The 25,140-nt window shown below is 44.2% G+C and carries 20 protein-coding genes; 1 reads left to right on the top strand and 19 read right to left on the bottom strand.

The window, feature by feature from the left end; genetic code table 11:
• Positions 1-7 precede the first annotated feature (7 nt).
• The 10 genes from fliL to AB9H30_RS00865 all read right to left on the bottom strand — a co-directional run bounded on the left by fliL (position 8) and on the right by AB9H30_RS00865 (position 11,516).
• Entirely contained in the window at positions 8-523 is a 516-nt protein-coding gene (gene fliL / locus AB9H30_RS00910; protein WP_371192699.1) for a flagellar basal body-associated protein FliL, read from the bottom strand.
• Positions 524-577: 54 nt separating this feature from the next.
• On the bottom strand, positions 578-2,731 hold the full coding sequence (locus AB9H30_RS00905) for a flagellar hook-length control protein FliK (protein WP_371192698.1): 2,154 nt from the start codon (positions 2,729-2,731) through the stop codon (positions 578-580).
• 128 nt (positions 2,732-2,859) lie between these two features.
• The gene (gene fliJ / locus AB9H30_RS00900; RefSeq protein ID WP_371192697.1) at positions 2,860-3,312 is read right to left on the bottom strand and encodes a flagellar export protein FliJ; all 453 of its coding nucleotides are present in this window, start codon (positions 3,310-3,312) and stop codon (positions 2,860-2,862) included.
• 3 nt (positions 3,313-3,315) lie between these two features.
• Entirely contained in the window at positions 3,316-4,662 is a 1,347-nt protein-coding gene (gene fliI, locus AB9H30_RS00895; RefSeq protein ID WP_371192696.1) for a flagellar protein export ATPase FliI, read from the bottom strand.
• Positions 4,643-5,428 (bottom strand): flagellar assembly protein FliH, encoded by a 786-nt coding sequence (gene fliH / locus AB9H30_RS00890; protein WP_371192695.1) that lies wholly within the window; start codon positions 5,426-5,428, stop codon positions 4,643-4,645. Before fliH ends, fliI begins: the two co-directional genes overlap by 20 nt.
• Before the next feature lie 2 nt (positions 5,429-5,430).
• On the bottom strand, positions 5,431-6,483 hold the full coding sequence (gene fliG, locus AB9H30_RS00885; protein ID WP_371192694.1) for a flagellar motor switch protein FliG: 1,053 nt from the start codon (positions 6,481-6,483) through the stop codon (positions 5,431-5,433).
• A gap of 7 nt (positions 6,484-6,490) precedes the next feature.
• Complete coding sequence (gene fliF, locus AB9H30_RS00880) at positions 6,491-8,188, bottom strand: flagellar basal-body MS-ring/collar protein FliF (RefSeq protein ID WP_371192693.1); 1,698 nt, start codon at positions 8,186-8,188, stop codon at positions 6,491-6,493.
• A gap of 14 nt (positions 8,189-8,202) precedes the next feature.
• Positions 8,203-8,529 (bottom strand): flagellar hook-basal body complex protein FliE, encoded by a 327-nt coding sequence (gene fliE, locus AB9H30_RS00875; protein ID WP_371192692.1) that lies wholly within the window; start codon positions 8,527-8,529, stop codon positions 8,203-8,205.
• A gap of 339 nt (positions 8,530-8,868) precedes the next feature.
• On the bottom strand, positions 8,869-10,230 hold the full coding sequence (locus AB9H30_RS00870) for a sigma-54-dependent transcriptional regulator (protein WP_371192691.1): 1,362 nt from the start codon (positions 10,228-10,230) through the stop codon (positions 8,869-8,871).
• Complete coding sequence (locus tag AB9H30_RS00865) at positions 10,227-11,516, bottom strand: PAS domain-containing sensor histidine kinase (RefSeq protein WP_371192690.1); 1,290 nt, start codon at positions 11,514-11,516, stop codon at positions 10,227-10,229. Before AB9H30_RS00865 ends, AB9H30_RS00870 begins: the two co-directional genes overlap by 4 nt.
• A gap of 294 nt (positions 11,517-11,810) precedes the next feature.
• Between AB9H30_RS00865 and AB9H30_RS00860 the strand changes: the two genes are divergently transcribed.
• Entirely contained in the window at positions 11,811-14,012 is a 2,202-nt protein-coding gene (locus AB9H30_RS00860) for a glycoside hydrolase family 3 N-terminal domain-containing protein (protein ID WP_371192689.1), read from the top strand.
• 18 nt (positions 14,013-14,030) lie between these two features.
• Here the strand turns inward: AB9H30_RS00860 and AB9H30_RS00855 are convergent, their stop codons facing one another.
• From AB9H30_RS00855 to fliS, 9 genes are all read right to left on the bottom strand, one after another.
• Complete coding sequence (locus AB9H30_RS00855; RefSeq protein ID WP_371192688.1) at positions 14,031-14,939, bottom strand: glycosyl hydrolase family 17 protein; 909 nt, start codon at positions 14,937-14,939, stop codon at positions 14,031-14,033.
• Positions 14,940-14,972: 33 nt separating this feature from the next.
• Positions 14,973-15,860: a glycosyl hydrolase family 17 protein gene (locus AB9H30_RS00850; RefSeq protein ID WP_371192687.1), complete on the bottom strand. Its 888-nt coding sequence runs from the start codon at positions 15,858-15,860 to the stop codon at positions 14,973-14,975.
• Between the two features lie 353 nt (positions 15,861-16,213).
• Positions 16,214-17,683 (bottom strand): sigma-54 dependent transcriptional regulator, encoded by a 1,470-nt coding sequence (locus AB9H30_RS00845; protein WP_371192686.1) that lies wholly within the window; start codon positions 17,681-17,683, stop codon positions 16,214-16,216.
• Positions 17,684-17,969: 286 nt separating this feature from the next.
• Positions 17,970-18,704 (bottom strand): pseudaminic acid cytidylyltransferase, encoded by a 735-nt coding sequence (gene pseF / locus AB9H30_RS00840; RefSeq protein ID WP_371192685.1) that lies wholly within the window; start codon positions 18,702-18,704, stop codon positions 17,970-17,972.
• Positions 18,701-19,846, bottom strand: a complete 1,146-nt coding sequence (gene pseC, locus AB9H30_RS00835; protein ID WP_371192684.1) for a UDP-4-amino-4,6-dideoxy-N-acetyl-beta-L-altrosamine transaminase — start codon at positions 19,844-19,846, stop codon at positions 18,701-18,703. Before pseC ends, pseF begins: the two co-directional genes overlap by 4 nt.
• Entirely contained in the window at positions 19,843-20,841 is a 999-nt protein-coding gene (gene pseB, locus AB9H30_RS00830) for a UDP-N-acetylglucosamine 4,6-dehydratase (inverting) (protein WP_371192682.1), read from the bottom strand. The genes pseC and pseB overlap by 4 nt, the downstream gene beginning before the upstream one ends.
• Complete coding sequence (locus AB9H30_RS00825) at positions 20,834-24,409, bottom strand: 6-hydroxymethylpterin diphosphokinase MptE-like protein (RefSeq protein ID WP_371192681.1); 3,576 nt, start codon at positions 24,407-24,409, stop codon at positions 20,834-20,836. The genes pseB and AB9H30_RS00825 overlap by 8 nt, the downstream gene beginning before the upstream one ends.
• A 2-nt stretch (positions 24,410-24,411) precedes the next feature.
• On the bottom strand, positions 24,412-24,717 hold the full coding sequence (locus AB9H30_RS00820; RefSeq protein ID WP_371192679.1) for a hypothetical protein: 306 nt from the start codon (positions 24,715-24,717) through the stop codon (positions 24,412-24,414).
• Positions 24,718-24,726: 9 nt separating this feature from the next.
• Complete coding sequence (gene fliS, locus AB9H30_RS00815; RefSeq protein WP_371192677.1) at positions 24,727-25,140, bottom strand: flagellar export chaperone FliS; 414 nt, start codon at positions 25,138-25,140, stop codon at positions 24,727-24,729.

Genomic DNA, 25,140 nt, shown 5'->3' with positions numbered 1-25,140 from the left:
ATTTGAGTTATTGAATTACAAAACCTGTAAATAAGACTTCTTCGATCACTGGGTTTTTCTCGAGATCGTTCATAACTTGTCTTACTTGCGATGTAGACTTATCACGCAGCTCGGTTTTACCTGATTCGGTAACTAGATCGTCTGCGTTGGCGGAGCTAAATACTCTCAGTAAGGTCCCTTCAATCATTGGAATATGGCGCTTCGCCAACTCCTCATTGTCGGGTCCTCTTACCATCAACTGCACTTCAATTTGCACTAAGCGTTCACGGGTGATACCAGGAGCATTGAATTGAAAAGGTCTTGGCATTGCCACATAAAGAGCTTTGTCTCCGCTCTCGCTCACTGGCGCGCTTGAGCCACCTGAGCTTGTTTGCACCGCTGCTCCGCTCGGATCATCGCTAGCAAACAAAAAGAAGTAGGCACCAGCACCACCGCCAGCTAACACGACTACTGCAATAATAATCAGTACTAGCTTACTTTTTTTCTTACCGCCTTCTTCTGCCGTCAATTCTGGCTCTGCCATGCTTTGCTATCCTTTAAAAAATAATAATATTGCTATAAAAATGTAGTGATAAACTTATGCGTAATAATCAATGCCGCCCAGACTACCGCCACTGATCCTTTGTTCAAATACAGGTGGTAAATCTGCTTCTACTTCTGCTTGGCCGCCAGCCAATTCGCTATTGCTGGCTCCTTGTCCACCGCTGGTCTGCTCATTGTTTTGCTGTGACTGCCCCTTGGCCTCTTGCTGAACCGATGATTGGCCAAGTTCTATACCCTGTTCTTGCAGCATTTCTCTTAGCTTCGGTAATGCTTGGTCTAAAGCCTCTTTGGCTGTGGCAGACTGAACCGTAAAGCTCACCGCAGCAGTGTCAGCACTCATATTTATTTTTATCTGCATAGCGCCCAGCTCTGGCGGATCAAAACGGATTTCGGCAGCCGGATTACGGCCGTTAATCATCCATCTCACTTTTTCTGCCAAATGCTGCTGACCCTCTGGTTTAAATATGTTTACCGCTTTATCAAAGTTCGTTGGTGTATGCTGAGCAAGTTTCGTACCTTCTGTGTGCAATACATTAGATTCTTTTACTATTTGTGTCTCAGTTAGCCCAAATAGCTGTTGAGCTTGGGCTTGAGACGATTGATTAACCGCGTTCGCTAGGTTCATCAAACCCGCAAACTGATTTAAGACAGTGTCAACTTTTGCCTGTGTTTGTGCTGGAATCTCGACTTTCAATTGCAACATAGCGTCAGAAATTAGTGCTTTTAAATCGATACCCGGCTCACGACCGCTTTGCATTTGTTCTTTTAATTCTTTTAAACCCGTCTGCATGGCAGCAACAAATTCGCTGCCTTTGCTACTATTACCAGACAGGTCTGCCACAAACTTCTCGACTCTGGACTTAATGTTTTCAATGATATTGGTTTGCGAACGTTCGTCGAGTGCTACGATTTGTTTGAGCACAGCGTCGCTATTCTCGCTGGTTGTTTTGTTTTGAGTGTCAGTTTTTATTACCTCTGATTTCGCGACAATATTCGTTGTCACGACATCGGCTGTGACTCGGTCGGCTGATCTTATTTCAGCGTCGCTTTTTGTATCGTTCGCTATTGAAGACTCAAGGTCTTTGGTTTCAAAAGACTGCAACGTTGCCTGATCAACTGGGATTGCTGTGTTTTGTTTTATTTCGCTTTGTTTATTTGACAACGTTTCGTCTATGTTTGGCTCAGTACTAAGACCAGTCTCTGCGACCAGTATCCCATCACCTGCAAGCGTATTGACAACAGCGACCTCATTTTGCAAAGCCGCAGTGTCTGTCGCTTCATTAATTTTTGGTGGCTCTACTTCAAGCGCTACCTCAATGGACTTATCGTCGCTTGTGAATACCTCTTGCTTTGAAACAGGCGCTTGAACGATCATTGTTTCTAATAATTTTATATCTAAAGCATCAAGCTCACTTGCGGCTGCGCTTTGCGTATTTGACGACTCGCTTTGCTCATGAAACTGACTGAGCATACTGCTGATTGCATTGCTAAGCTTTAACAACTGCTCTTCGCTCAAGCTGTCTTGTAAATCAAGGCCTGCTTGCTGCGCATCCAAAATGATTTGCAGCTCATCCTCCGTTAGGCTGATATTAGATAAGTCGAGGCTTTGCTCATTTGCCGCGATCCCAGCAGTAAGCAATGATGATTCAGGCGTAATATCATTATTTAAGGTGTCTTCGGTAAGACTCTTAATATCTGTAACAAAATTTATATAATCAAATTCGTTGGCTGTGTACTTACTGCCATCTGAGTCTATTCCTAGCTCATCTGCTACCGCCAGCGCATTTTCAGGCTTATCTTCTGCCCTTAGCGTACTTGCAGCATCAGCGGGCTTGCTTTGTGTATCAATTGAGCTTGGCTTTAACTGTTCAGATTCGCCTTCTAATGCCTCAGCCTTTTGAGCACTCTCAAGTGCTTCACTTGTTTGCGAGCGCTTGTCTGTTGCAGCTGCTTCTCTAATTACCGGCTGCACATATGACTGTTCTTTAAATACACCACTGCCTTTTGAAATATCGCCAGCAGTTACAAACGCACTTTGCTCTGCATCCGCAATAGCTTTTTCGAAAGCGCTACGAGATTGTTCAAATGATCTGTAGGTATCATTGTTAGCGGGATCGGCACTATTGATACCCATCTCTAGGGTATTAACGGCAATTTTTGATGAAGAGGTGGCAAATTGTTGCATCATGACAAGAATGTCCTAGTCTAATTAATGTGTAAACCACTGTTATTAATAGCTTTTTAATAAGCTACAGTCGTTCCAAATTATTACTTACTGAGAACATTGCAAATGGCGTACCAAGTTAAGAACATGTGCTAAGTGATTGACGTTCTTAGTTTTAATAGAGATTGACTAGCCAGTTCATCAAACAGCTTCTGCTCTTGTTTGGCTTCAAGCTGTGTCTGTTTGAGCTTCAGTTTTTGCATGAGGGTATGAATCGCTTGAGCTTTGGTTTTTTGGGCAAGCCACTGTTGCTTGCGCTGCTCAGCAACAAGGGTGGTTTGATTGATCACGTTGATTTGTTGTTCACATGCTTTGTCTAATTTGCCTACGAAACTTTGGTGTTGGATCAAGGCTTTTGCAGCAAGCCCTTCGCTGGCTTTTTGCTTAATTAAATGCATATAGTCAATTCGATATTTTTCTAGGCTAGCGAGTTTTTGTTGATTTTCAAAAACGCTTTGCTTGGCCTGCTGATATTGCCGTACTAGCTTATGTTCCTTTTCTTTTTCAAGATTAGCAACTAGAGCCAACTGCTTAACCGTTGCCATATTTTATTGGCCTTGTCCTGCTTGCTGCAGGCCTTTCCCTAATTGCTGCAAAGCCTCTGAGCCTTGCTCGAAGCTAATAATTTGCTTGGTGCTTTGCTGTAAAAATGCATTTATGGTTGGCGCCGCAGCAATGGACAAATCAATAGTAGGGTCCGAGCCCTTTGCATAAGCCCCCAAATTAATAAGATCTTTATTTTGCTGATATGCCGAATATACGCGTTTAATGCTGCGCGCATTTTGTTCATGTTCCGCAGTGACGACCTGCGGCATTACTCTTGAAATAGATGACTCAATATCAATCGCGGGATAATGCCCTGAGTCCGCGAGAGAGCGCGATAGAACAATGTGACCGTCTAATATTGCGCGTGCAGCATCTGCAATCGGATCTTGCAAATCATCGCCTTCTGTTAATACCGTATAAAATGCCGTTATGGAGCCTTGGTACTGATTGCCATTACCCGCTCGCTCAACCAGCGCCGGCAGTTTGGCAAATACCGAAGGCGGGTAGCCTTTAGTAGCTGGAGGTTCACCCACCGCTAAGGCAATCTCTCGCTGCGCCATGGCATAACGCGTTAACGAATCCATTAGTAAGAGTACATTTTTCCCTTTATCTCTAAAATATTCAGCAATTGTGATGGCTGTTTCACTGCCTTTGAGGCGCATTAGCGGGGAAGTATCCGCCGGAGCGGCAACGACCACGGCTTTCGCCATATCTGCTTCGCTTAAAATATCTTCAATAAATTCTTTTACTTCACGGCCGCGTTCGCCAATTAAGCCTACCACCACCACATCCGCAGTTGTACCTCTGGTCATCATACCCATCAATACGCTTTTACCCACGCCGGAGCCAGCAAATAAACCCATGCGCTGACCTTTACCAACGGTCAAAATAGAGTTAATTGCTCTTACCCCGACATCTAATGGCTCACAAACCGGTTTACGCTGCAGTGGATTAATTGGAGGCGCTTGAGTAGAGACGCGTTTTTCAAATCGTATGGGCCCCTTACCGTCTAATGGGTCGCCATTTCCGTCAATCACTCTTCCTAACAAACCGTCGCCGACGCCAAGTCCCGCATCATGCGTAATCGGCTCAACCAATGAGCCCGGCACAATGCCTTTAATCGATTCAATTGGCATCAAAAACGTTACATCATTCGCAAAACCTACCACCTCAGCTTCTACCTTACCTGACATAGTCTGCACTCGGCAGCGTCCACCAATTGGAATTTGACAGCCTATGGCTTCAAGGGTCAAACCAACGCCTCTGACTAATTTTCCAGATGCTATCGGCCTAGAGCTTGAGATAGATTCGCGGATATTTTGAATATGTTCAGCTAGCGCGAGGGTCATCAACGAGTCCTTGTTCTAACAATACTTGGTCAAATACTTGTTCGCAGCGACGAGCAATCGACATATCGACTGCATTACTGTGGCTGACAATTTTACAGCCACCCCGTGCCAGATCATTGTTGGCGTGCAGTTGCCAGCGTTTATTTTGTAGCGTTTGTTCATCAAACTGCTGTTGCAGTGATGCTAAATCGTCAGCCTGAAGATGAATTTGATAGGTGCTTTCTTGAATTGGCAAGACTGCCATACTTTCGCTGATGACTTGCAGCAAGCTTTCAGTAGATTGACTCACTTCCGTTTTGATAATCGCTTTCGCCAAACTGATTGCTAAGAGCACCAGCTCATTTTTCACTTCAGCATCAACCTGCGCTAAAGGGGCTTGCAGTTGCTCAAGAATCGATTGCAGAGCATCTAGTTGAACTTTCGCGGCCTCGTCTGCCTCAGCTTTACTTTGCTCTAAACCAGTTTGTTTCCCTAACGCCAATCCTTCAATTTTACCGGCTTCTAAACCCTGCACATGGCCGTCTTCATAACCTTGCTCGTGTCCGGCACTCACGCCTTCTTCAAAGGCTGCCTTGCGTATTTGCTCGATGTCTTCAGCAGTAAGAGGCTGCACGTCTTCTTCTTGCTCGGGTGCTTCAAACTTCCATTTATTAAGGGGTCTATTAAATGCGTTAGTTTGAGTGCTGTCGTCATCTTGAATATCTTCAACACTTGGCAGGTCCCAGAGTTTCACGTCATCTAATGGAGGCGTTTCAGAATTAATCATGCTTATACAAACTCTTCACCACCGCCGCCGCTAAGCACAATTTCACCTGCATCAGACAGTCTGCGAGCAATAGAAAGTATTTCTTTTTGAGCGGTTTCGACTTCACTGATCCGTACAGGCCCCATTGCTTCCATATCGTCGACGAGCATTTCAGCAGCTCGTTTAGACATATTGCCTGTAATTTTAGCACGTAGCTCTTCATCTGCGCCTTTAATGGCTTTCATCAACGATTCTTGCTGTACTTCGCGCAGGATTGCCTGAATGCCGCGGTCGTCGACATCAATGAGGTTGTCAAATACAAACATCAAATCTTGGATTTGCTGCGACATTTCTTCGTCTTGTTCGCGTATCGCATCCATCAGCTGTGCCTCGACGTTGGTGTCGAGATAATTCATAATATTCGCGGCGGATTTCAAGCCACCCATTTTTGCAGCTTGCGCACCGGCCTGACCTGCAAACTGTTTTTCCATAATCTCGTTGAGTTCTTGTAAGGCCGCGGGCTGAACTTCTTCCAAATTCGCCACACGCATCAACAAATCCAAGCGCACCTTTTCAGGAAACTGCGCCATAATTTCAGCAGATTGCTCCGGCTCAAGGTAAGACATAACAATCGTTTGAATCTGCGGATGCTCGTTGCGAATAATGTTCGCTACCTGCTTTGAATCCATCCATTTCAAGGACTCCAAACCTTTTGCTCCTGCCCCTGCCAATATTTGATCGAGCAGGTGCGCCGCTTTATCTTCGCCCAGAGCCGTAACCAGAGTTCGACGAACGAAGTCTTCACTCTTGAAGCCAATAGTTGAATAATTTTGGATTTCTTCAATAAAGTGCTTATGTACGGCATTGATTTTTGACTGCGTCATATCGTCCATTGCCGCCATTGCCGAACCAAGCGCTTGAACTTGCTTTGGCTGCATGAATTTCAATATTTGCGCCGCATCGTCCTCTGATAAACTCAGGAGTAAAATTGAGGCTTTCTCAATGCCATCCAACTTACCTACGTCGTAAGCTGGAGGTGCTTCAGTCGTTTTTTGTAGCTCTGTATTTTCAGCCATAGTCTTGTTACTCGTCTTCTAATAACCATCCACGCACAACCTGCGCAGAAAGCTCTGGTTCATTAGCCACAAGGGCGCGGACAACTTTCAATACATCTTCGTCTTTATTTAAATTAGGCAGTGTTAAGGAGCCGTCAGCAGCAAAGCCTACTTTTGCCTCATCAAACTCATCGTTCAACATGCTCATGGTCTCGTCACCAAGATCAAGTTCGATATCATCGTCACTTGTCAGCGCTGACATATCAGCTTCGGGGAAGATTAAGCGTTTAAGCATTGGTCGTACTACCGCAAGAATCAATACGATAATTACCGCCGCGCCTACTACCAATTTTAATATTGGCATAAAAAACTCTTGTTCCCAGAGCGCAGGTTTTTCGATAACACCGGTTTGTATTCTGTTAAACGGGATGCTCACAACTTCCAGAGAATCGCCGCGGGTAACATCAAAGCCAATGCCGCCCTGTAATAGGCGTCGAATATTAAGTAGTTCTTGCTGAGACATCGCCGTAGAGACACTTTCGCCCGCTGCGTTAGTGCTGTTCATGTGATCTACCGCCACCGATACACTCAAGCGACGAATCACGCCGGTTTGCTTTTTGGTATGGCTGATGGTGGTATCTAGTTCAAAGTTACGAGTTTGTTCTTTACTGCTATTGCCTGGCACTGTTGCACCATTTGCACCGCCGCCCGCTTGCTCTGGAATATCGCTATCTAAAGGTGGTTGATTGCTTAGCGCACCCGGTATACCTGCTATGATAGACCCTACACTGTTCTGCTCCGAAATCATTTCACTGCGTACAGCGGGTAAATCGGGATTGTAGCGACGCTGAGTTTGCTCAACCGTTGTAAAGTCCATGCTAACATCAGCTTGGGCGGTGTAATTCCCAAGACCGAGCACAGGTATTAAAATCGAGTCAATTTTTTGTATGTATTCTTCTTCTCGTTTCTTTTCAATTTCGTATTCTTTACGTGCTCTTGCGCTCATCGAATCTTGTGAGCCAGAATTCAATAGTCGTCCATTGCTGTCAGTAACCGTAACACGGCTGGGCTCCATACCCTGCACAGCTGAGCCAACGATATCAACAATCGAGTCAACTTCTTCGCCCGAAAGCATAGTGCCCCGCGCTGTGGTAATTACCACCGTCGCACTGGCTTGTTTTTCTTTGCGAGCAAATACGTTTTCTTTTGGGATAGCTAATAACACTCGCGCTTTGTTCACCGCAGTCATATCCTCAATGGTGCGCGCGATCATTTGCTCGCGAGCATGTTTTAAGCGTTCCATCTCAACGCGCTGGCTTACGCCAAAGCCCATATCCTGCATGATGATGTCGGCACCGCCAGATTCTTGAGTGCTGATCCCTTGGCGCACCATGCCCATGCGAACATCTTTAAACTGGCTATCCACCACAAAGATAGTGCTGCCTTCAATTTTGTATTTAATTTGGTTTTGATCAAGATAGTCTAAGGTCTCAATCATCTCTTGTGGCGGCAACTGCACCAGAGGACGATAGGTCGGCTCTTTCGACCATAGAAAGATGAAGATAGCGATAGCCACACAAATGACCAAGGTGATCACCATCGTCATTTGACGAATAGTGTCGGCGTTTGCCAAACCCTCTAATACAGGGTTTTTGCTCGCGTCTGCTACCTCTCGTTCGCTAATGTCCTGAGATACTGCTATTTCGGTACTTGCTGATTCAGCCACTACTTAGTCCCTTCTTAAACCGGCATATTCATAATGGTTTTATAAGCTTCAAGAAGCTTATTGCGCACCTGAACGGTTGCCTCAAATGCAATACCAGATTTTTCTTTTGCTACCATAACGTCGACAAGACTTAAATCAGGGTCGCCCATTTCAAAGCGTTGCTGCAACCCTCTTGACTCTCTTTGCAAGCCATTTACATTGTTAAGCGCTTGTCCTAGCATGTCTGAAAACTCACTCCCAGAAGAGCTTATTTCCATGCGTTGCATTGGAGCTGCTGGCGCACTTGCCTGCATTGCCATTGCCTGCATTTCTTGGTACAGCGAATTTGCTTTAACATCCATAAGAAGAACCTCACCTGTCATTTTTTTGTTACTTTTGTAACGACTACAAGTAAGTTAGCAATAAAAATGCCACTTATTGAACAAGCGGCAATAATTGTAATATTAGGCAGGCAACGAACTGCAGTGGCTGGATTGTTTGCGATACATTGAGCTATCGAGCTCAGCTCTGGAGTGTTTTAGTAGATACCTCTAGAAATCACCACTTTGCACATAACTGCATATTTCATTGATCGGCCCAGCGGTTTGAGCGCCAGCAACACACATGCAAAAAAAAGCCGCTCAACAAGTGAGCGGCAATAGGGATCGATATCCATATCTTTCTGCTTACAAAAAAAGTGGTTAGTTTGGCACCTCGATGCCTGACTCGCGCATTTTTGCGAGTTTATAACGCAGCGTTCTCGGGCTTATACCGAGCTTTTCGGCTACGTCTTTGCGCTTACCGTTGTATACCTGCAACGCGTCTAAAATAATTTGATGTTCTTGATATTTAAGCTCTGAGCCTAATAACTTGTTATCGGAATCTTCGTCATCAACTTGAGCAAAATATTGATTTTGCGGCACCGCCATCGTGCTATTTGCTGGCTCAATAAGTAGGTCAACGGCATCAATTTCAGCATTTTCTGCCAGTATGAGTGCACGCTGAATTACATTTTCTAACTCTCTAACATTGCCCGGCCAAGTATGATTCAACAATTTGTGCTGAGCTGAGGCTGTAAGCTTGGCAATGGCCAGCTTTTGCTGTTTGCTATGACGCGCAATTAAATGATTTGCCAATGGCACAATGTCGCCTTTACGCTGAGCCAAAGGTAGCCACGTAATCGGAAAAACGTTTAAGCGGTAATATAAATCTTCTCTGAATTTACCGCTCGCAACTGCTTGTTTTAGATCGCGGTTACTCGTTGCAATCACCCGTACATTTAAAGAGATTGTTTTGCGAGCACCGAGACGCTCCACTTCACGCTCTTGCAATACACGCAGTAGCTTAGACTGCAGCGCCATATCCATTTCGGTAATTTCATCTAGCAGTATGGTGCCATCTTGAGCTTGCTCAAACTTACCAGGACATGCTTGAATTGCGCCAGTAAATGCACCTTTTTCGTAACCAAATAGTGTGGCCTCTAGCATGTTCTCTGGAATTGCCGCACAGTTAATTGCTACAAACGGACACTCACTTCGATTTGACTGATCGTGAATGTAGCGAGAAATGACCTCTTTACCTGAACCGCTCGGTCCAAGCACCATAACTGTTGCTTCTGACTTTGCCACTTTGCGCGCAAGGCTGAGCATGTTGATACTGCTTTCGTCAGCCACGATAGGCGTGGTAGATTCTACTTTTTGTGCTGGTGCATAGCGCCCGACTAAATTCAAAAGGACTTGCGGCGCAAAAGGCTTCGACAAATAATCCGTAGCGCCATTTCTCATAGCGTGAATGGCGTCGTTAATGTTTGCATAGGCCGTCATCAAAATCATCGGTAACTGCGGATACTTATTTTTGACATTTTTGAGCAACGACAATCCGTCCATACCCTGCATCTGAATATCGCTAACCACAATATCAAACTCTGCGTCTGACAACTTCACCATGGCTGACTCAGCGCTTTCTACCGGCGTAACTTGATAGCCGCCTAATAGTAATGTATCGACGAGCGCCTCGCGAAGGCCATGATCATCTTCTACAATAAGGACTTTGGTTTTAGTCATGCGCTGACTCCTTGAATGTTTGCATCGTTTGCTGGTTTCACTATATTTGAATCAAAACGAGTACTGCTTTGCGTGGGCTCATTTTGTATATTGGGTATGACTGGAACTGAGATAGAAAACACTGCACCTTGATGGTCTTTGCGATTGGCACAGCTTACAAAACCGTTATGCGACTTCGCTACCGTATTGACAACCGCTAAGCCTAAGCCAGTGCCCTGAGATTTTGTGGTATAGAAGGGTTCGAACATTTTTTGCAGATGCGCTTCGTCAATACCTTGCCCAGTATCGGTGACTGAAAAGACAACGTAATCTTTCTCATCAAAGGTTTGTCTTGCTACTTCGAGAGTGACGGCGTGCTCTTCAATGCTACTGGGCGCAAGGGCCTGTAATGCGTTACCTAATAAATTGCTAATTGCACCGCTCAAAGCCGTTAAGTTGCATAGCACCGGTGCCTGTTGGTCTTTGTTAATAAGGGACAGTTTTACGCCCGATTGTGCAAATTGCGGCTCGACATTTTGCATACTTACATTTGCAATATCTTCAGAGCTCATCGCTTTAACAATGTGATTGTCGCCACTTTTGGCAAACAGCAACATATCGTTCACCTGAGATTCTAAATCTTTTAAGCGCAGTATCAGCTTTTGACTAAAGCGCTCGGTGGTGCTGCCCTGAGTTTGCACACTCTTGATATTTTCTGCATACAGCATAGCCGAAGATAAAGGAGTGCGAACCTGATGAGCTAATGAAGCCACCATCTTGCCTAATGATGATAAACGCTGCATATGACCAAGACGATGCTGAAGTTGACGCGTTTCAGTTAGATCAGTGATCACAATTAGCTGACCCTTCTCTTCAGTTAATGGTGATATGTCAATTTTCACACGTTTACCATTTCGCATAGACACTTCGTGACCATCATCGGCCTGAGGCCTGAAAGCTCGCTTTATCACATCACGCCAAAGCTCGCCCTCTAAAGGCTCTTCGAGTAAAGCACCCGCTTGTTTATTTGCAAGCGACACAATCCCTTTTTGATCAATCACTACAACGCCAGCTGGCATAATAGATAAAAGATGTGAAAAACGGTGGGGACTGTTTTCTTCGTCAAGTTTTTCGACTGGGTCTATGGAATCTGCCTGTTGGTCTGTTTTCCTGTTAGCAAGGGCATCATTTTCGACGTCAATTGAAGTGCGTTTGGCATACACATCGCGGATTGATGGCACGATATTATATGCGACGGTTTTGTCGCGATGGATGCTGTCTTCAGCAATAAACGATAAAGTTGACATAGACTTCTAACTCGTATGAACATTTGCTTGGAGTTCTGCACGTTACATGCCAATTTTTATCATAATATTTTCAATGAGTTAGCAATTTTAGTTTTTTTGACGCCGTCAATAAAATGTCAATATTAACCCTAGCGAGCAATTTTTATTACGCCAAACAAAAATATTTAATTTCTTCCTGTTGACCTTAAATTCAGACCGCCTTAGCTTGTTTAAAGCCCCTTTTCCCTGTATTTATCTACCATATGAAAACGTAGCAAAAACGTTTTGCAGTTTAAAAAACAAGGAACGAGCTGAATGACCCACTCAAGCAACATCCCGGAGTTAGTAAATAGCCTTCTCCAAAAAATGACCCTCACTCAAAAACTCGGACAAATGAGTCAGGTCTCTGGCAATGGTGGGACTATTTCAGATGAATTAGCTGAGCAAGTGCGAGCAGGACTAGTTGGGTCAATTATCAATGAGGTAGATACCGATATCATCAATGAACTACAGCGCATCGCACTTGAAGAAACTTCGCTGGGTATACCTTTGTTAATAGGTCGAGATGTGATCCATGGATTTAAAACAATTTTTCCTATTCCCCTTGCGCAGGCGGCTAGTTTTTCACCAGATTTAGTTGAGCAAGCAGCGCATATTAGTGCTCTAGAGGCATCAAAAGTCGGCATAAACTGGACGTTTTCACCCATGGTAGACGTCAGTAGAGACCCGCGCTGGGGACGCATTGCCGAAAGCTTCGGCGAAGACCCATATCTATGCAGTGTTTTTGGTCAAGCCATGGTGAATGGTTACCAAGGTAGCTCGCTAAGCGATGCAGGTGCGATAGCTGCCTGTGCAAAGCACTTCGCGGGCTATGGCGCATCAGAAAGTGGCCGCGATTACGCCTCTACAAATATTCCAGAAACAGAACTAAGAAACGTGTACTTGCGTCCGTTTTTCGCAGCTCACCAAGCCGGTGTGGCAACTTTTATGACTTCGTTTGGCGATCTAAATGGCGTACCTGCAAGCGGCAATCAATGGCTCCTTCAAACGGTGCTTCGCGACGAGTGGCAATATACTGGCATGGTTGTTAGCGATTGGGATTCTGTAAAGCAGCTAGCGACCCATGGTTTCACTGAAAATGATGAAGAATCAGCCCATGCTGCAATTACCGCAGGTATCGATATGGAAATGTCTAGCGCCACTTTCCGATATCATGGACCGTCTCTGCTCGCTGATAAGCGCTTAGATATGACATCAATAGACCAAGCTGTGCGTAAAATATTACACCTGAAATTTAAACTCGGATTATTTTCAAATGATACCTCTGGATTATTCAGACCCACGCCAAGTGAGGCTGATTTTGTTACATCAGCGTCACGCAGCCTAGCAAAGAAAATAGCCATCGAAAGCTGCGTATTACTTGAAAACAAAAAGCAACTTTTACCATTAAATAAAGCAACACTGTCAAATGTTGCGATTATTGGTCCGCTTGCCGATGACGGCTATGAGCAGCTTGGTACCTGGATATTTGACGGCGAGGAGCGCCACAGCATTACCTGTTTGAGTGCGCTACAGCAGTATCTTGGTGATGATGTAAATATACACCTTGCAAAAGGGCTCGCCTCTACCCGCAGTTTAGAAAGCGATTTATTTGATGAGGCAATAAGCTGTGCAAAAAATGCTGACGTCGCTCTGGTCTTTGTCGGTGAAGAATCTATATTATCGGGAGAGGCGCACTGCAGGGCAAACATCGAGTTACCCGGATTACAAAACGAACTGATTAAAGCACTCGCGCAAACCGGCACTCCCATTGTTGCTGTGGTGATGGCTGGCAGACCCATTATTGTTGAAAATATCGTGGATCATCTAGACGCACTAATGTTTGCATGGCACCCAGGCACAATGGCCGGTCCTGCAATTGTAGAGCTGTTATTTGGTCAAGCAACTCCGTCTGGGCGCTTGCCAGTCACGGTGCCGCGACATGTTGGGCAAATTCCGCTGTATTATTCACAAAAGCATGGCGGTAAACCGGTTAACGAAGATACCTATATTCACATGAATGACGTGCCGGTTCGCGCTGCACAGACCTCATTGGGCATGGTATCAGCTCACTTAGATGTGCACTACACTGCACGCTATCCATTTGGTTTTGGCCTAAATTACACGGATGTAGAATATTCAGATTTAGCCCTCGATAAGGATAGCATCGGCGCAGACGATGAACTGACTGTATCGGTTAAGGTTAAAAACACAGGAAAGTGTGAAGCCACAGAAACCGTGCAGTTGTACATTCGCGATCGTGTTGGCAGTGTTACCCGCCCAATTAAAGAGCTAATCGGTTTTAGGAAAACTCATCTGAGTCCGGGTGAAGAAAAAACGATAAGCTTCGTGATAAGCTCAGGGGACTTGAAGTTCTATAATATTCACATGCACCACACTGCTGAAAAAGGTGTGTTTGATGTATGGATTGGCCCTCACTCTGCAAGCGAGATCAGCGCTCAATTTTCTTTGAGCTAAGCCAAATAAAAAAGCGGCCTAAAGATTAGGCCGCATAACCATTTTTGGCTGTCGGTTTTCGTAATATAAGCCCCAATGCTTTTCAGGCTCATTTTCATCTCCAGAGCCCTTCCAAGGCTCATCGAAGGCCTCAAAAATAAAAGTCACAACCTGTTTATCACGACTCCACTGAGTGAGTTGCTGATAATAGATTTTTTGCAGTTCAGGGGAGGCATTCCATATTTCAATCCCGCCGCCATTTGAGGCAGTAGTCCAGCCAGCTTCGGTGATCACCACCTGTTTGTTTGGATACTTGGCGACGACGCTTAAATAGTTCTCAAGCGTGTATTGCATCGCAGTTTCTATACTTTGATATTCCCAGACTGGGTAAGTATGGATAGAGATAAAGTCGAGCACTTCTGCAAGTGGGGCTAGTTTATCTGACCATGGAATATAGTTTTCGCAAAAAGTAACTGCCGCTTTGGTTCCCGCTTTTACCGTTTTCGCATAGTGCACCAAGCGTTCGACGGGCACTAGATGATCTGTCCACTCTACGCTCGCTTCATTGCCGATAGAAACGCTAGAAACAATGTCAGAATACTGATTAGCAAGTGCAATCATATCGTTGATTTGCTGCTCGTTAGCAACACGATTGTGTGCCAGTGTCGCCTTATCAAAATCAGCACCCCATGGGCAATTAGGATTGCTCACCTCAGCTCCAATATCCGCACCGAGCATTACTTTAAACGGAAGCTTTTCACGGGCAATAACCTCAAGTACGCGATAAGCGTGCGTACTGCTGTCATATAGACGCAGGTGTTGCCACTGGCTCTGTAGAATCAGTAAATCTTGATGAATCTCTTCATGCGAGGGATAGATGCCTTCGCGAGGATTTTGCCCCTCGCGATAGCCCGAATAACAAATCGCGCTGCCGTATTCTAAAACCATGATGACTTACTCACGCCATTGCATGTCTGCAATTTACCCATATTTGAATTGACCGTCTTTATCCCACAGTCCCCAATGCGCGCCCACTCCACCTTCATCTTCAACTTTCCAGGTCTCATCAAAAGAAGAAAAGTAAAACACGTCAATATCGTCTTCCTCGGCCCACTGATAGGTGCCAATAAAGTATTTCATCGCGTTAATATAAGAGGGCTCAGCACCCCACTCTTTTGGCCCTTCGTTTGGCCAACCGGTTTCGGTAATAATGACTTTTTTACCATTGCCCGCGCGCACTGCTCTGCGATACATGTCTTTCATATATAAAATAGAATACTCAAGCGCACAGCCTTCCCAAAACGGATAGCAATTCGCCAGTATCACATCGCATTGCTCGGTAACTTTTGGATGTACTTCAAATTCATAATATGCGTCGACATAGCCGACTTCAAAGTCAGGCAATGCCTCTTTCACTCTGCGAATGTAGTTGATCAACTGTTCTTCAGTTAAGTCTTCACGCAAGAGCACTTCGTTACCAACGGCAACAATGTCCACATACCCTGCTTTTGCAGTCGCGATAAGATTGTTGATTTCTTTTTCGTTATTCTCTAGGTCATCGTTTAACCAAGCACCAACCAAGGTTTTCAAACCACGCTGCTTAGCAATTTTAGGGATCAGTTCATTTCCCTCAGTGCAAGAAAATGAACGTATCCACTGCACTGAATCAGAAATCACGTCGAGTCTCTGGCCTATTTGCTCTTCAGTAATTGGCGTGCCGGGGCCTTGCCCCTCGGTGTAGGGGCTAAACGAAATACCGTGGATTTGATTTTTCAGAATGGTTTGCGTCAACGCTTCTAATTCTGTTGATGATTTATCTAGGACGTTCATCCCAGACAAAGACATAAACTGATAACCTTTACTCGACATTTTTATACCTCAACACGTAATTTGGTGTGCTTAAAGACTGTGTAATAGCCATAATTGGCCATGCTAACATAGTTTTTTTAACGCAATGCTAGCGTCATGAAAACGAATGATGGCACACTCTAAATCACCGCGGATAGAACACAAATTAAACAAGGTGAGGTGGACTAAGCAAACGACTAGTCGGGAAGTTTAAGCCGGCATTAAAATAACGAGGTAATCTAAAATAAACCCAGTTTATATAAAATATGAAACGATATAAGTGAAGCGACGTTAGTTAAGCTTTCGCGCTGCTCACAACGCAATAAAATGTCTATTATTGAGCGATGGCTGCCAACTAATTCGTATTATGATATTTATTCGCTTTCATCGGTCTCTTTTTGGCGAGATATCTCATACTTACGCATCTTTTCCACCAGAGTGGTGCGGCGCATTCCAAGCTGGTCAGCTGCTCTTGCGACTACCCAATCTTGTTTCTCAAGAGCCTGACGAATCAGACTTATCTCGAGGTCAGATAAGTACTCTTTAAGATTCACGCCGTCATTCGGCAAGGTTGTATCTGCGGCAACTGGCAAATGTGTTTCAGTGCTAACTGGGTTTGCTTCAGCGTACTTAAACATTGCGTTGATTGCATCTCGCTCAGCGTTCTCGTCTTGATGCACCGCGGCAAGAGGTTGCTGTTGACCATCTTCGTTGTATTGATATTTATGCGGCAGATGCTCTACGTCAATCACTTGCTTAGGATGTAAGATTGACAATCTCTCAACTAAATTGGAAAGCTCTCTGACATTACCCGCCCATTGATGCGCCATTAATGAGCGCATGGCATTTTGTGTAAATCTTACTGCATCTTGCTTACTACCTTCGAGCCTTGATACAAGCTCTTGCAAGAGTAAGGGAATATCTTGAGCGCGCTCTCGTAGTGCTGGGGATTCGATGGGAAAAACATTCAAGCGATAGTAAAGATCTTCTCTGAATTTTCCGGTGGCGATCATTTCTTCAAGATTTCTATGGGTTGCCGCAATGATTCGCACATCACACTGCAAGGTTTTGGTGCCGCCTACTCTTTCAAAAATTCGCTCTTGCAATACGCGCAGCAGTTTGACCTGCATTTGCAGAGGCATATCGCCTATCTCATCTAAAAATAGCGTTCCGCCTTCAGCCATTTCAAAGCGACCTTTGCGAGAATTCACGGCGCCAGTAAACGCACCTTTTTCATGACCAAACAGCTCACTTTCTAATAGGTCACCGGGGATAGCACCGCAGTTTACCGGTACAAATGGTCCCTTTTGACGTTTTGACATGTAGTGCACGTTTCGCGCAATGACTTCCTTGCCGGTACCCGATTCTCCGAGAATAAGCACATTCGCCTCAACTGGCGCAACTTGCTCGATTAGATCTCTTACTTCGGTAATACCTAAGCTATTGCCAACTAAGCTTCTAAACAGTTTTGTTTTACCCGATACCAGCGCGTCAAGCGGACGATTAGCGGTATAGTAGTCTCGGCTTTTTTGCAGTAAATCGTTTAAATTAGGGTACGTGATAGGCTCAAACAGTGACCCAACAACGTTCTTAAATTGCCGCTCGCCGCTGAGCTGGAATCCAACGTTGATAAATGGGCTTTCGGGGAATTTTTCGACAACATCTTCGGCGACTTCTGGAATCTCTCCATCAATCAGCACTGCTGACCAATTATCACCCTTACCAAAAACTTGAATGCATTCAGAGTAATTGCATGAACGACAGTTCTCACCCAAAAACGTCAATATGATATTGAGGTAGTCTATTCGAGTTTGATTGTCACTAATGATCAGGATTTCACTCATGGCCGCTTGTTTTTTCCATATCGTCGCATTTATGCGACTGATATTACCGAAAACGTCGCTTTAATGACACTATTAAATCAACCAGAACGAATAAATGCCCTGAAAATTCAACAGATAAAGCGCGTTTCTGAGATTTTTAAAACTGCAGGGTGGGCAAATAATGACATTAGGGAATTTTCAAGGGCTTGCTTTGGAAATCTTTCGGCCAAAAAATTAGCGTCAAATCGTTTAATACAAAGCTCGAAATACACACCCTAGCATTGATGACTCAAAACTGAGCGTAGATTTATATCGAAGCATTTAGTTTGAGTTGAAGCGCTTGATGCATCAGCTCAGCTTGGGTCCAATCATCGGGAGTATCGATATCTTGGACAAGATATGCAGGCAAAATAATAGGAATCGAATGTTCTGAAAAGACCGGTTTTTCAGATAAAAAACCCTCGCAGGTGCCCCAATAAAATTGACCCGCATCATGATATGCCTTGCTCAAATCTTGCGAGCGGGTGCTGCGATATTCTGGATACATTGCCTGTATATTGCCGTTTGTAATCTTTAGGGCTCGCTGCACAGGAAACGGAAATTCAGTCACTGAGAAGGCAAAGGATTTTTGTATCGATGACTGTTTGGAAGAAACTGAAGTGCTTTGCAAAAGCAGCGCGTCTCTTGCTTGTGTTAAGTGCTGTACAGTCAAAAATGGCGCAGTTGCATATATACAGCAACAATGTGTGACATCGTCATAGCGAGCCTGCATAAATGTGATGGCGTGTTGTATGACCTCGACGGTGCTTGCATGGTCCCCCGATATATTCTCAGGACGCAAAAACGGCACATTTGCACCATATTGCTCAGCAATAGCGGCAATATCTGGGCAGTCGGTAGATACAATAATTTGGTCAAACAGATTTGATGCGATAGCAGTTTCAATCGAATAGGCAATGATAGGTTTGCCGTTAAACAAGCGTATGTTCTTGTTGGCTATACGCTTACTGCCGCCTCGTGCCGGTATAAGCGCGAATTTCACTGCAGTACACTTCTCAGCGCTTCGATTACCTTGTCTTGCTCGGCATGGCTCAAGCCAACGAACAGCGGTAAAGTCAAAGCGTGCTCATAAAAATCGACCGAAATAGGAAAGTCTGTCGGTGCAAACCCTAAATCTCGATAATAGGGATGGCAATGAATTGGAATGTAGTGCACGTTGACGCCTATCCCTAAACGGTGAAGTTGTTCATACACTGATTTTCGATCATGCTCGGTTACTTCAACCATGAACAAATGCCAACTACTTTCTTTCAGGCTGTCTTTTGTTGGCAGTTTTAGCGGCAGGTTTGGCAGAGCATCTAAGTAACGCGATGCCAACTCTCGGCGCTGCTGAATAAAACTATCGATTCGTTTTAACTGGCTGATACCTAAAGCTGCCTGTAAATCGCTTAAGCGATAGTTGTAGCCAAGCACTAACTGTTGATAATACCAAGGTCCCTCAGACTCTGAGCTAAGCTGATCAATGTCTCGGGTGATTCCATGTTTTGCATAGAGCGCGCATGCATCTGCCAAAATCTTATTGTTGCTGACAATAGCTCCACCTTCAGCCGTCGTGATTGATTTCACTGGGTGAAAGCTAAGCACGGCCATATCTGAAAATTCGCAGCAACCTACTGGCTTATGGTTATACATTGCTCCTAGCGCATGCGCAGCATCTTCAATTATCGCAATATTTAAAGGCTTACAAAGCGCATGAATAGTTTCCATATCGCAGCTATGCCCAGCAAAATGAACAACAACGAGAGCTTTTGGCAGAGTGCCGTGCTGCTGTGCAGTTAAGAGCTTTTGTTCAAGTTTAATTGGGCAGATATTGCGGGTGACAGCATCAATATCAACAAAATCGACCTTCGCTGCACAGTACAGACCGCAGTTTGCAGAGGCAGCGAAAGAATTAGGCGATGTCCATAGATAGTCGCCAATGCCAACTCCGAGAGCCAAACAAGCAACATGTAGCCCAGAGGTTCCGCTGTTAACCGCGGTACAATATTTGGCCCCAGTATAGTCACAGAGCGCCTTTTCAAACTCAGGGACTTTGCTGCCTTGGGTCAAAAAGTGATGCTCCAAAACGTCAACTACTGCGTCAATATCATCTCGGATAATATTATGTTTGCCATATGGAATCATAGTGTACGTTTATCTAGCTCAATCAATTCTTTTACACTTAAAAAATGTGGATTGGTGCCTGAATGATACTCAAAAGACTCCGTAACCACATTACCTTTTTCACCTAATTTATTATCAGCATAATTCACATGCAAACCAGTGAACTTAATCGCAGGCGTAATTACATAGTGGTCTTCAAACTCTACAGAATGATGGGCCATTTCTTCAGGCACCATAATTTCATGCAGTTTTTCACCCGGTCGAATGCCAACAATTTCATGTTCGCGGCTGCCCTGCATAGCTTCAACTAGATCGAGAATTCGAATAGAGGGGATTTTAGGCACGTAAATTTCACCGCCCTGCATTCGCGAAAAGTTTTTTACAACGAAATCCACACCTTCATCCAGCGTGATCCAAAATCGCGTCATGCCCTCGTGAGTAACTGGAAGTTTAGTCACGCCCTGTTGAATTAAGTTGCGATAAAAGGGTACCACTGAACCTCTGGAGCCCACTACATTTCCGTAGCGAACCACTGAAAATAATGGACCGTCAGCACCAGCAATATTGTTAGCTGCCACAAATAATTTATCTGACGCTAGTTTTGTTGCGCCATACAAATTAACTGGGTTAGCTGCCTTATCAGTTGATAGGGCAATGACTTTCTCAATGCCGTTTACGATGCAGGCGTCAATGACATTTTGCGCGCCGTTAATGTTGGTTTTTATGCATTCATTTGGATTGTATTCTGCTGCGGGAACCTGTTTTAAGGCCGCAGCATGCACAACATAATCAACCTTCTTCATAGCGGTAACTAAACGCTCTTTATCGCGAACATCGCCAATAAAATAGCGCATACAGTCTTGGTTGAAAGTTTGCTGCATCTCAAATTGTTTGAGCTCGTCTCTAGAGAACACAATAAGGCGTTTAGGCTGATAGTTGTCAATTAAATGTTGGATAAAGCGCTTACCAAACGACCCGGTTCCGCCTGTTATTAGAATACTTTTGTTATCAAACACTTTGCACGTGCTCCTGTAAATGGCTACGTATTTCAATGGCCTGCTGAGTTTTATACCACTCACCTAATAATTCGTATGGCTCCATTGCCCTTGGAATATATAAACCTCGATTATCCAATGCGTCTAACATAGTCGGCTCAGGTTTTGAGCACTCGACAAACCCTATGTAGCGTTTGAATGAGTATGCATATTTCACTGATAGCAGAGGCCCAAGGTTGGTCGCCAAATAATCTGCGGCGTCTGAGCTATATTCATCTTCTTTGTTGGTATAAGCACGAATCAAGCCAGTTTCATCAAATCTTGAACGAAATACTATGTGCATAAAACGCGAAGCATCATCTAATCTTGCTATCAAAAATTGAATCCCTTCGTGTCGGTCAGTTAAAGGCTCAATACCTTGTGCAACATTGTGCAACTTTATAGGGGGGACCCACAGCGGCACATAAACTAAGCAAGCACACTCAGGCAAGACCTGACTGAGCTCCTTTTGAATACATTTGTAAAGTCTTGCATCGGTATAGACCACCAGCAGACTGAAGCTATGCTGTGACTTTGTGCAGCCGCGCCACTCACTCTTAAATTGCTGCATGTCGGCCAGACATGTAATAAACACAATAGACTTCATACCCGCTGATAATTTCGGAATACTTTGCGCAATGTTAATTCGCTTATCTTCGGCATCCGCCAAATACTCGGCAAAATCGGGGTTATACACAACGCAAGGTATGTGACTTTTTGTCAATCTAGGGGCCTCTCGTTTTTCAGAGAACGACGAACTGGTGTCAAACAAAAAGTCATCTTGATTTGCCATCAGCTTTGCATCCTCGAGCAAGCGCCACCAATAGCTAAGAATTTGCTCCGCGTGGACCAAACTCTGAGATTCACTCTGTGACATTAAGGCTTTGCTTAGGGTCGCACAAAGATTGTTTAATGAGCCGTAAAAGTAATAGATAAATAATGACTTACCTTTAATGATGTTGTCGGTGACCAGCTCTCGGCAGCTTGCAACCAGTGCCTCCACATCATCTTTACTCGACAAGTCTTGTCGGCATATTGCACGGAGCTTATCCATTTCCTGATTTAAAATACGCTGGCTAAATGCCTGTTTGTAAAGTTCACATACATCCGCATCGATCACTAAGAATGCATTTTTGATATCGATTAAACAGGCTTGTCTGTCAATTATGCTGTTGGCAATGAGCACGTCATCGTCATAAAGCGGGGTTGTGCCTTCAATGAAAACACCGTCTGACAAATTGTAGCAATCGGCTTTAAAGTTACTTAACACCTGCTCCATCATTTGCCGTGAAATATTAAATTCCGCTTTGGTGTACACTCGCTCTCTAAAATTGCCTTTGACTGGCAGGCTTTTGGCAAGGTTATCTTGATAGTCGTAAATTTGTTTACCATTTTCAAAGTAGCCTGATTGAGCGCTATGGTGTTTGTTGTAATCAACAAAACCAAGATCTACGCCAAGCAAATATAAATTTGTAAAGCCCAGCTCTAAAAAGAAATTGACTGCAAGATTGGTGACTGTCGGATACGCTTTTTTAAGAATAGAAAAACGCTCCGATCCAAAAATTGACAGTGCAGAGCTGGAAGACGACTCGCCGAGTTTGAAACCAAACAGGGCTTCTTTATAAATATTGCAAGTATCTGGGTGTATGCCGTTCACGCTCACTAAGGTAATTGCTTTTAAATAATCAGGGTCGTTAATTCTTGATGCCCAATCAAAGGTTGCTCGGCACTGTTCAACTTCTGCATGAAAATCAGGCGTAATCCCATAGCTGTGCAGCGCTTGTAGCGCAGTACCGCAACTCACCACCAAGATTTGCTCGCGATATTCTTTTACGATCTGAATGTTGTTGTCTAGTGATGGGCCATTTCCGACTATAAATAACGGAAGCTGCCTAACATGTTTGCTAATCAAACTTGGGGCATTCGCCGCCATTGCAGGAATTTTATGATGCAATGCGTATTTTGTGTGGGCAATCCCATACATTGCATGGTCTAAGTTTTCGCTCAGAGAAAATGTGATTTTTAGTTGGTCTCGAACGTCTCTTATCACTCTCGCTAGCGCTTCGTTCTCGTAGGTTTGAAAGAAGTAAGTATCGGCGAGTAAATGCGGTCCAGCAGCAAGAAACTGCGAATTAATATCGGTAAATAAAGCAGATCCTGCCTCCCCTACGTTTAAATATAATCGGCTCTCACTATCGTCAATACTTTTTAGGATCCCCGCCCAATCGATAGCAAACAACGAAGCATAGAAAAAATCTGGATTAGGTTCGCAAATAAATAAGTTGTCAATTTGTGTGCTTTCAAGCAGTGCTTCGAAGGTATAGCCAGCCTCCAAACCAAACAATATTAAGGACTTTATATGCTCGGGCAGTTCACCTTTTTCATCTTTTTGATTGATCAGAATGGTGTTGGCGCGCCGAATGAAAGTGTTGTGCAAATAGTGTTTTAATTTGTCGCTCTCGTATCCAAAAATCAAGCCATCTTGATTTGGATAGCGGCGACAGTGCGCGGCAATCGCCTGAGCATGCAGCGTGACATCTTCGATAGTGTGGATGGTGCAGGTATTGATATTAAATAGATTTACTTGTCCGCTATGGCGATGAACAATCGCTTGCCAAACAAGCGCTTGATAATCGGCAAATTTTTGATGAATGTTGGGAAAGTATCGCTCAAATGCAGCAAAGTTCTTAATATAAGTCTCGCTGTTTGTCGATAGTTCCTGCCAGTCAGAAAGCACCAAGGACGGCGTCCAAGCAGGTACCCAATGTTGAAATCCATGCTCATGACCCTCTGGGCATGGGTGCTTCAACACCGAGGTGTTACCAGCTCTTAACTCCTGCATCACTATATCGAAACTTGCTTCGTTATAGTGTTTGTAAAACAATATTCGACGAACATCAAATGCCGATACCAATTCGTTAAGATCTTGATGCAGCGAAGCAGCATTTTGCTCAATTTGTAAAAATAAACGTCGGGAATGTTGCGCCGCTTGTTCTAAAATCACATACCAATCTGTGCAGTATAAAGAGCAAAAGAAACGCTCCCAGCTAGGCTCATAAATAACAACATTTTCGCTATCTACCTTATCTAAAAGTAACGGGATATGATGGCCTTTGCCAATTCCAAATATGACTAAAGCATCTACTTTTGGCTCGGCTAATCGAGCATTTAGCTGCTGACTAAACGCAGCAAATTCTGAAAATGTTTTTATTCGGTTGACAGATTTTTGACTATTCCCTGGCATATCAACCAATGCACAATGTGCAGCTAAATTGTCACACTGCTTGTTGATCTCGTCGTCTACATTGAAATGATAGAAGCTTTTGCCACTGCGAACATCGACAATATTAGTTTGCGAATTTTTGTCTACAAAGATACTCGTACTGCTTAATGGCTTTTGCTGTAATTTTTCTGCGAGGGAAGGAATATGGCGTGCAAAGGCTTTGATGTTGGCCTCAAAACGCTGCTGCAGAGCAGTAGCGAGTTGCGATTCAATATCAGATTGCTGTTTTTCATTATTTGCTAAGTGAAGTCTTATGTCATTATGCATGGTCACACTTGTTGATATTGTTTAATAGCCTTAGAAGATTTAGCAACGTTAGATAACGCTTGTTTAGCAGAAGTGCGTAGCTCCGATATGCGTTCAATTAACCCTTGGTTAATTTTGGCCTCGAGCTCAGCAAATTGCTGACGTTGCGGTTTATTCAAAGTATTAAGCAATTTATTGACCAACTCTGCGCGTTGACCAATGAATATCTTCAAGTGTGATTCATCCACCTCAACTTGCGCTAGGCATTCAGAGAGCGTCTGGTTGATAGCGGCAAGTTCAGGAGGAGTTTCAGAATGATTAAGATTCAACAGAGTGCCTCAAGCGTTTGCTTGAGCATAAGCTTGGCGTTTAGCCTCTTCGGGTATTTGCGCCCACGCGGTTTTAATAGGGTGAAACAACTCCGATACCTCTGAGATAATATCCACACCATTTTCGCTTGATAAAGAAGATAGCTTCTCAATAAAATAATTATACAAGGAGTACAGGTTTTCCGAAAATTCACCGCCAACTTCTAAGTCAAGGGTATCTCGTAAATTAATGAAAATTGCGGTCGCTTTAGAAACATGCTCAGCTCGCCCCTTTAGATCGTTACGTTCGATGCAGCCTTTAGCATATGCTAACTTATCGAGTGCGCCCTGCATTAACATTAAGGTTAATTTATGGGGGTCGGCATTAATAATGTCTTGCTTTAATGTGCCTTTTTTATATGCGTTTATCGCTTTTAATGACAT

It is taken from the genome of Glaciecola sp. SC05, from assembly GCF_041380235.1.
Classification (GTDB): Bacteria; Pseudomonadota; Gammaproteobacteria; order Enterobacterales; family Alteromonadaceae; genus Glaciecola.
Note: the sequence above shows the minus strand (reverse complement) of the source record. Positions and strands in the feature narration are given on the sequence as shown.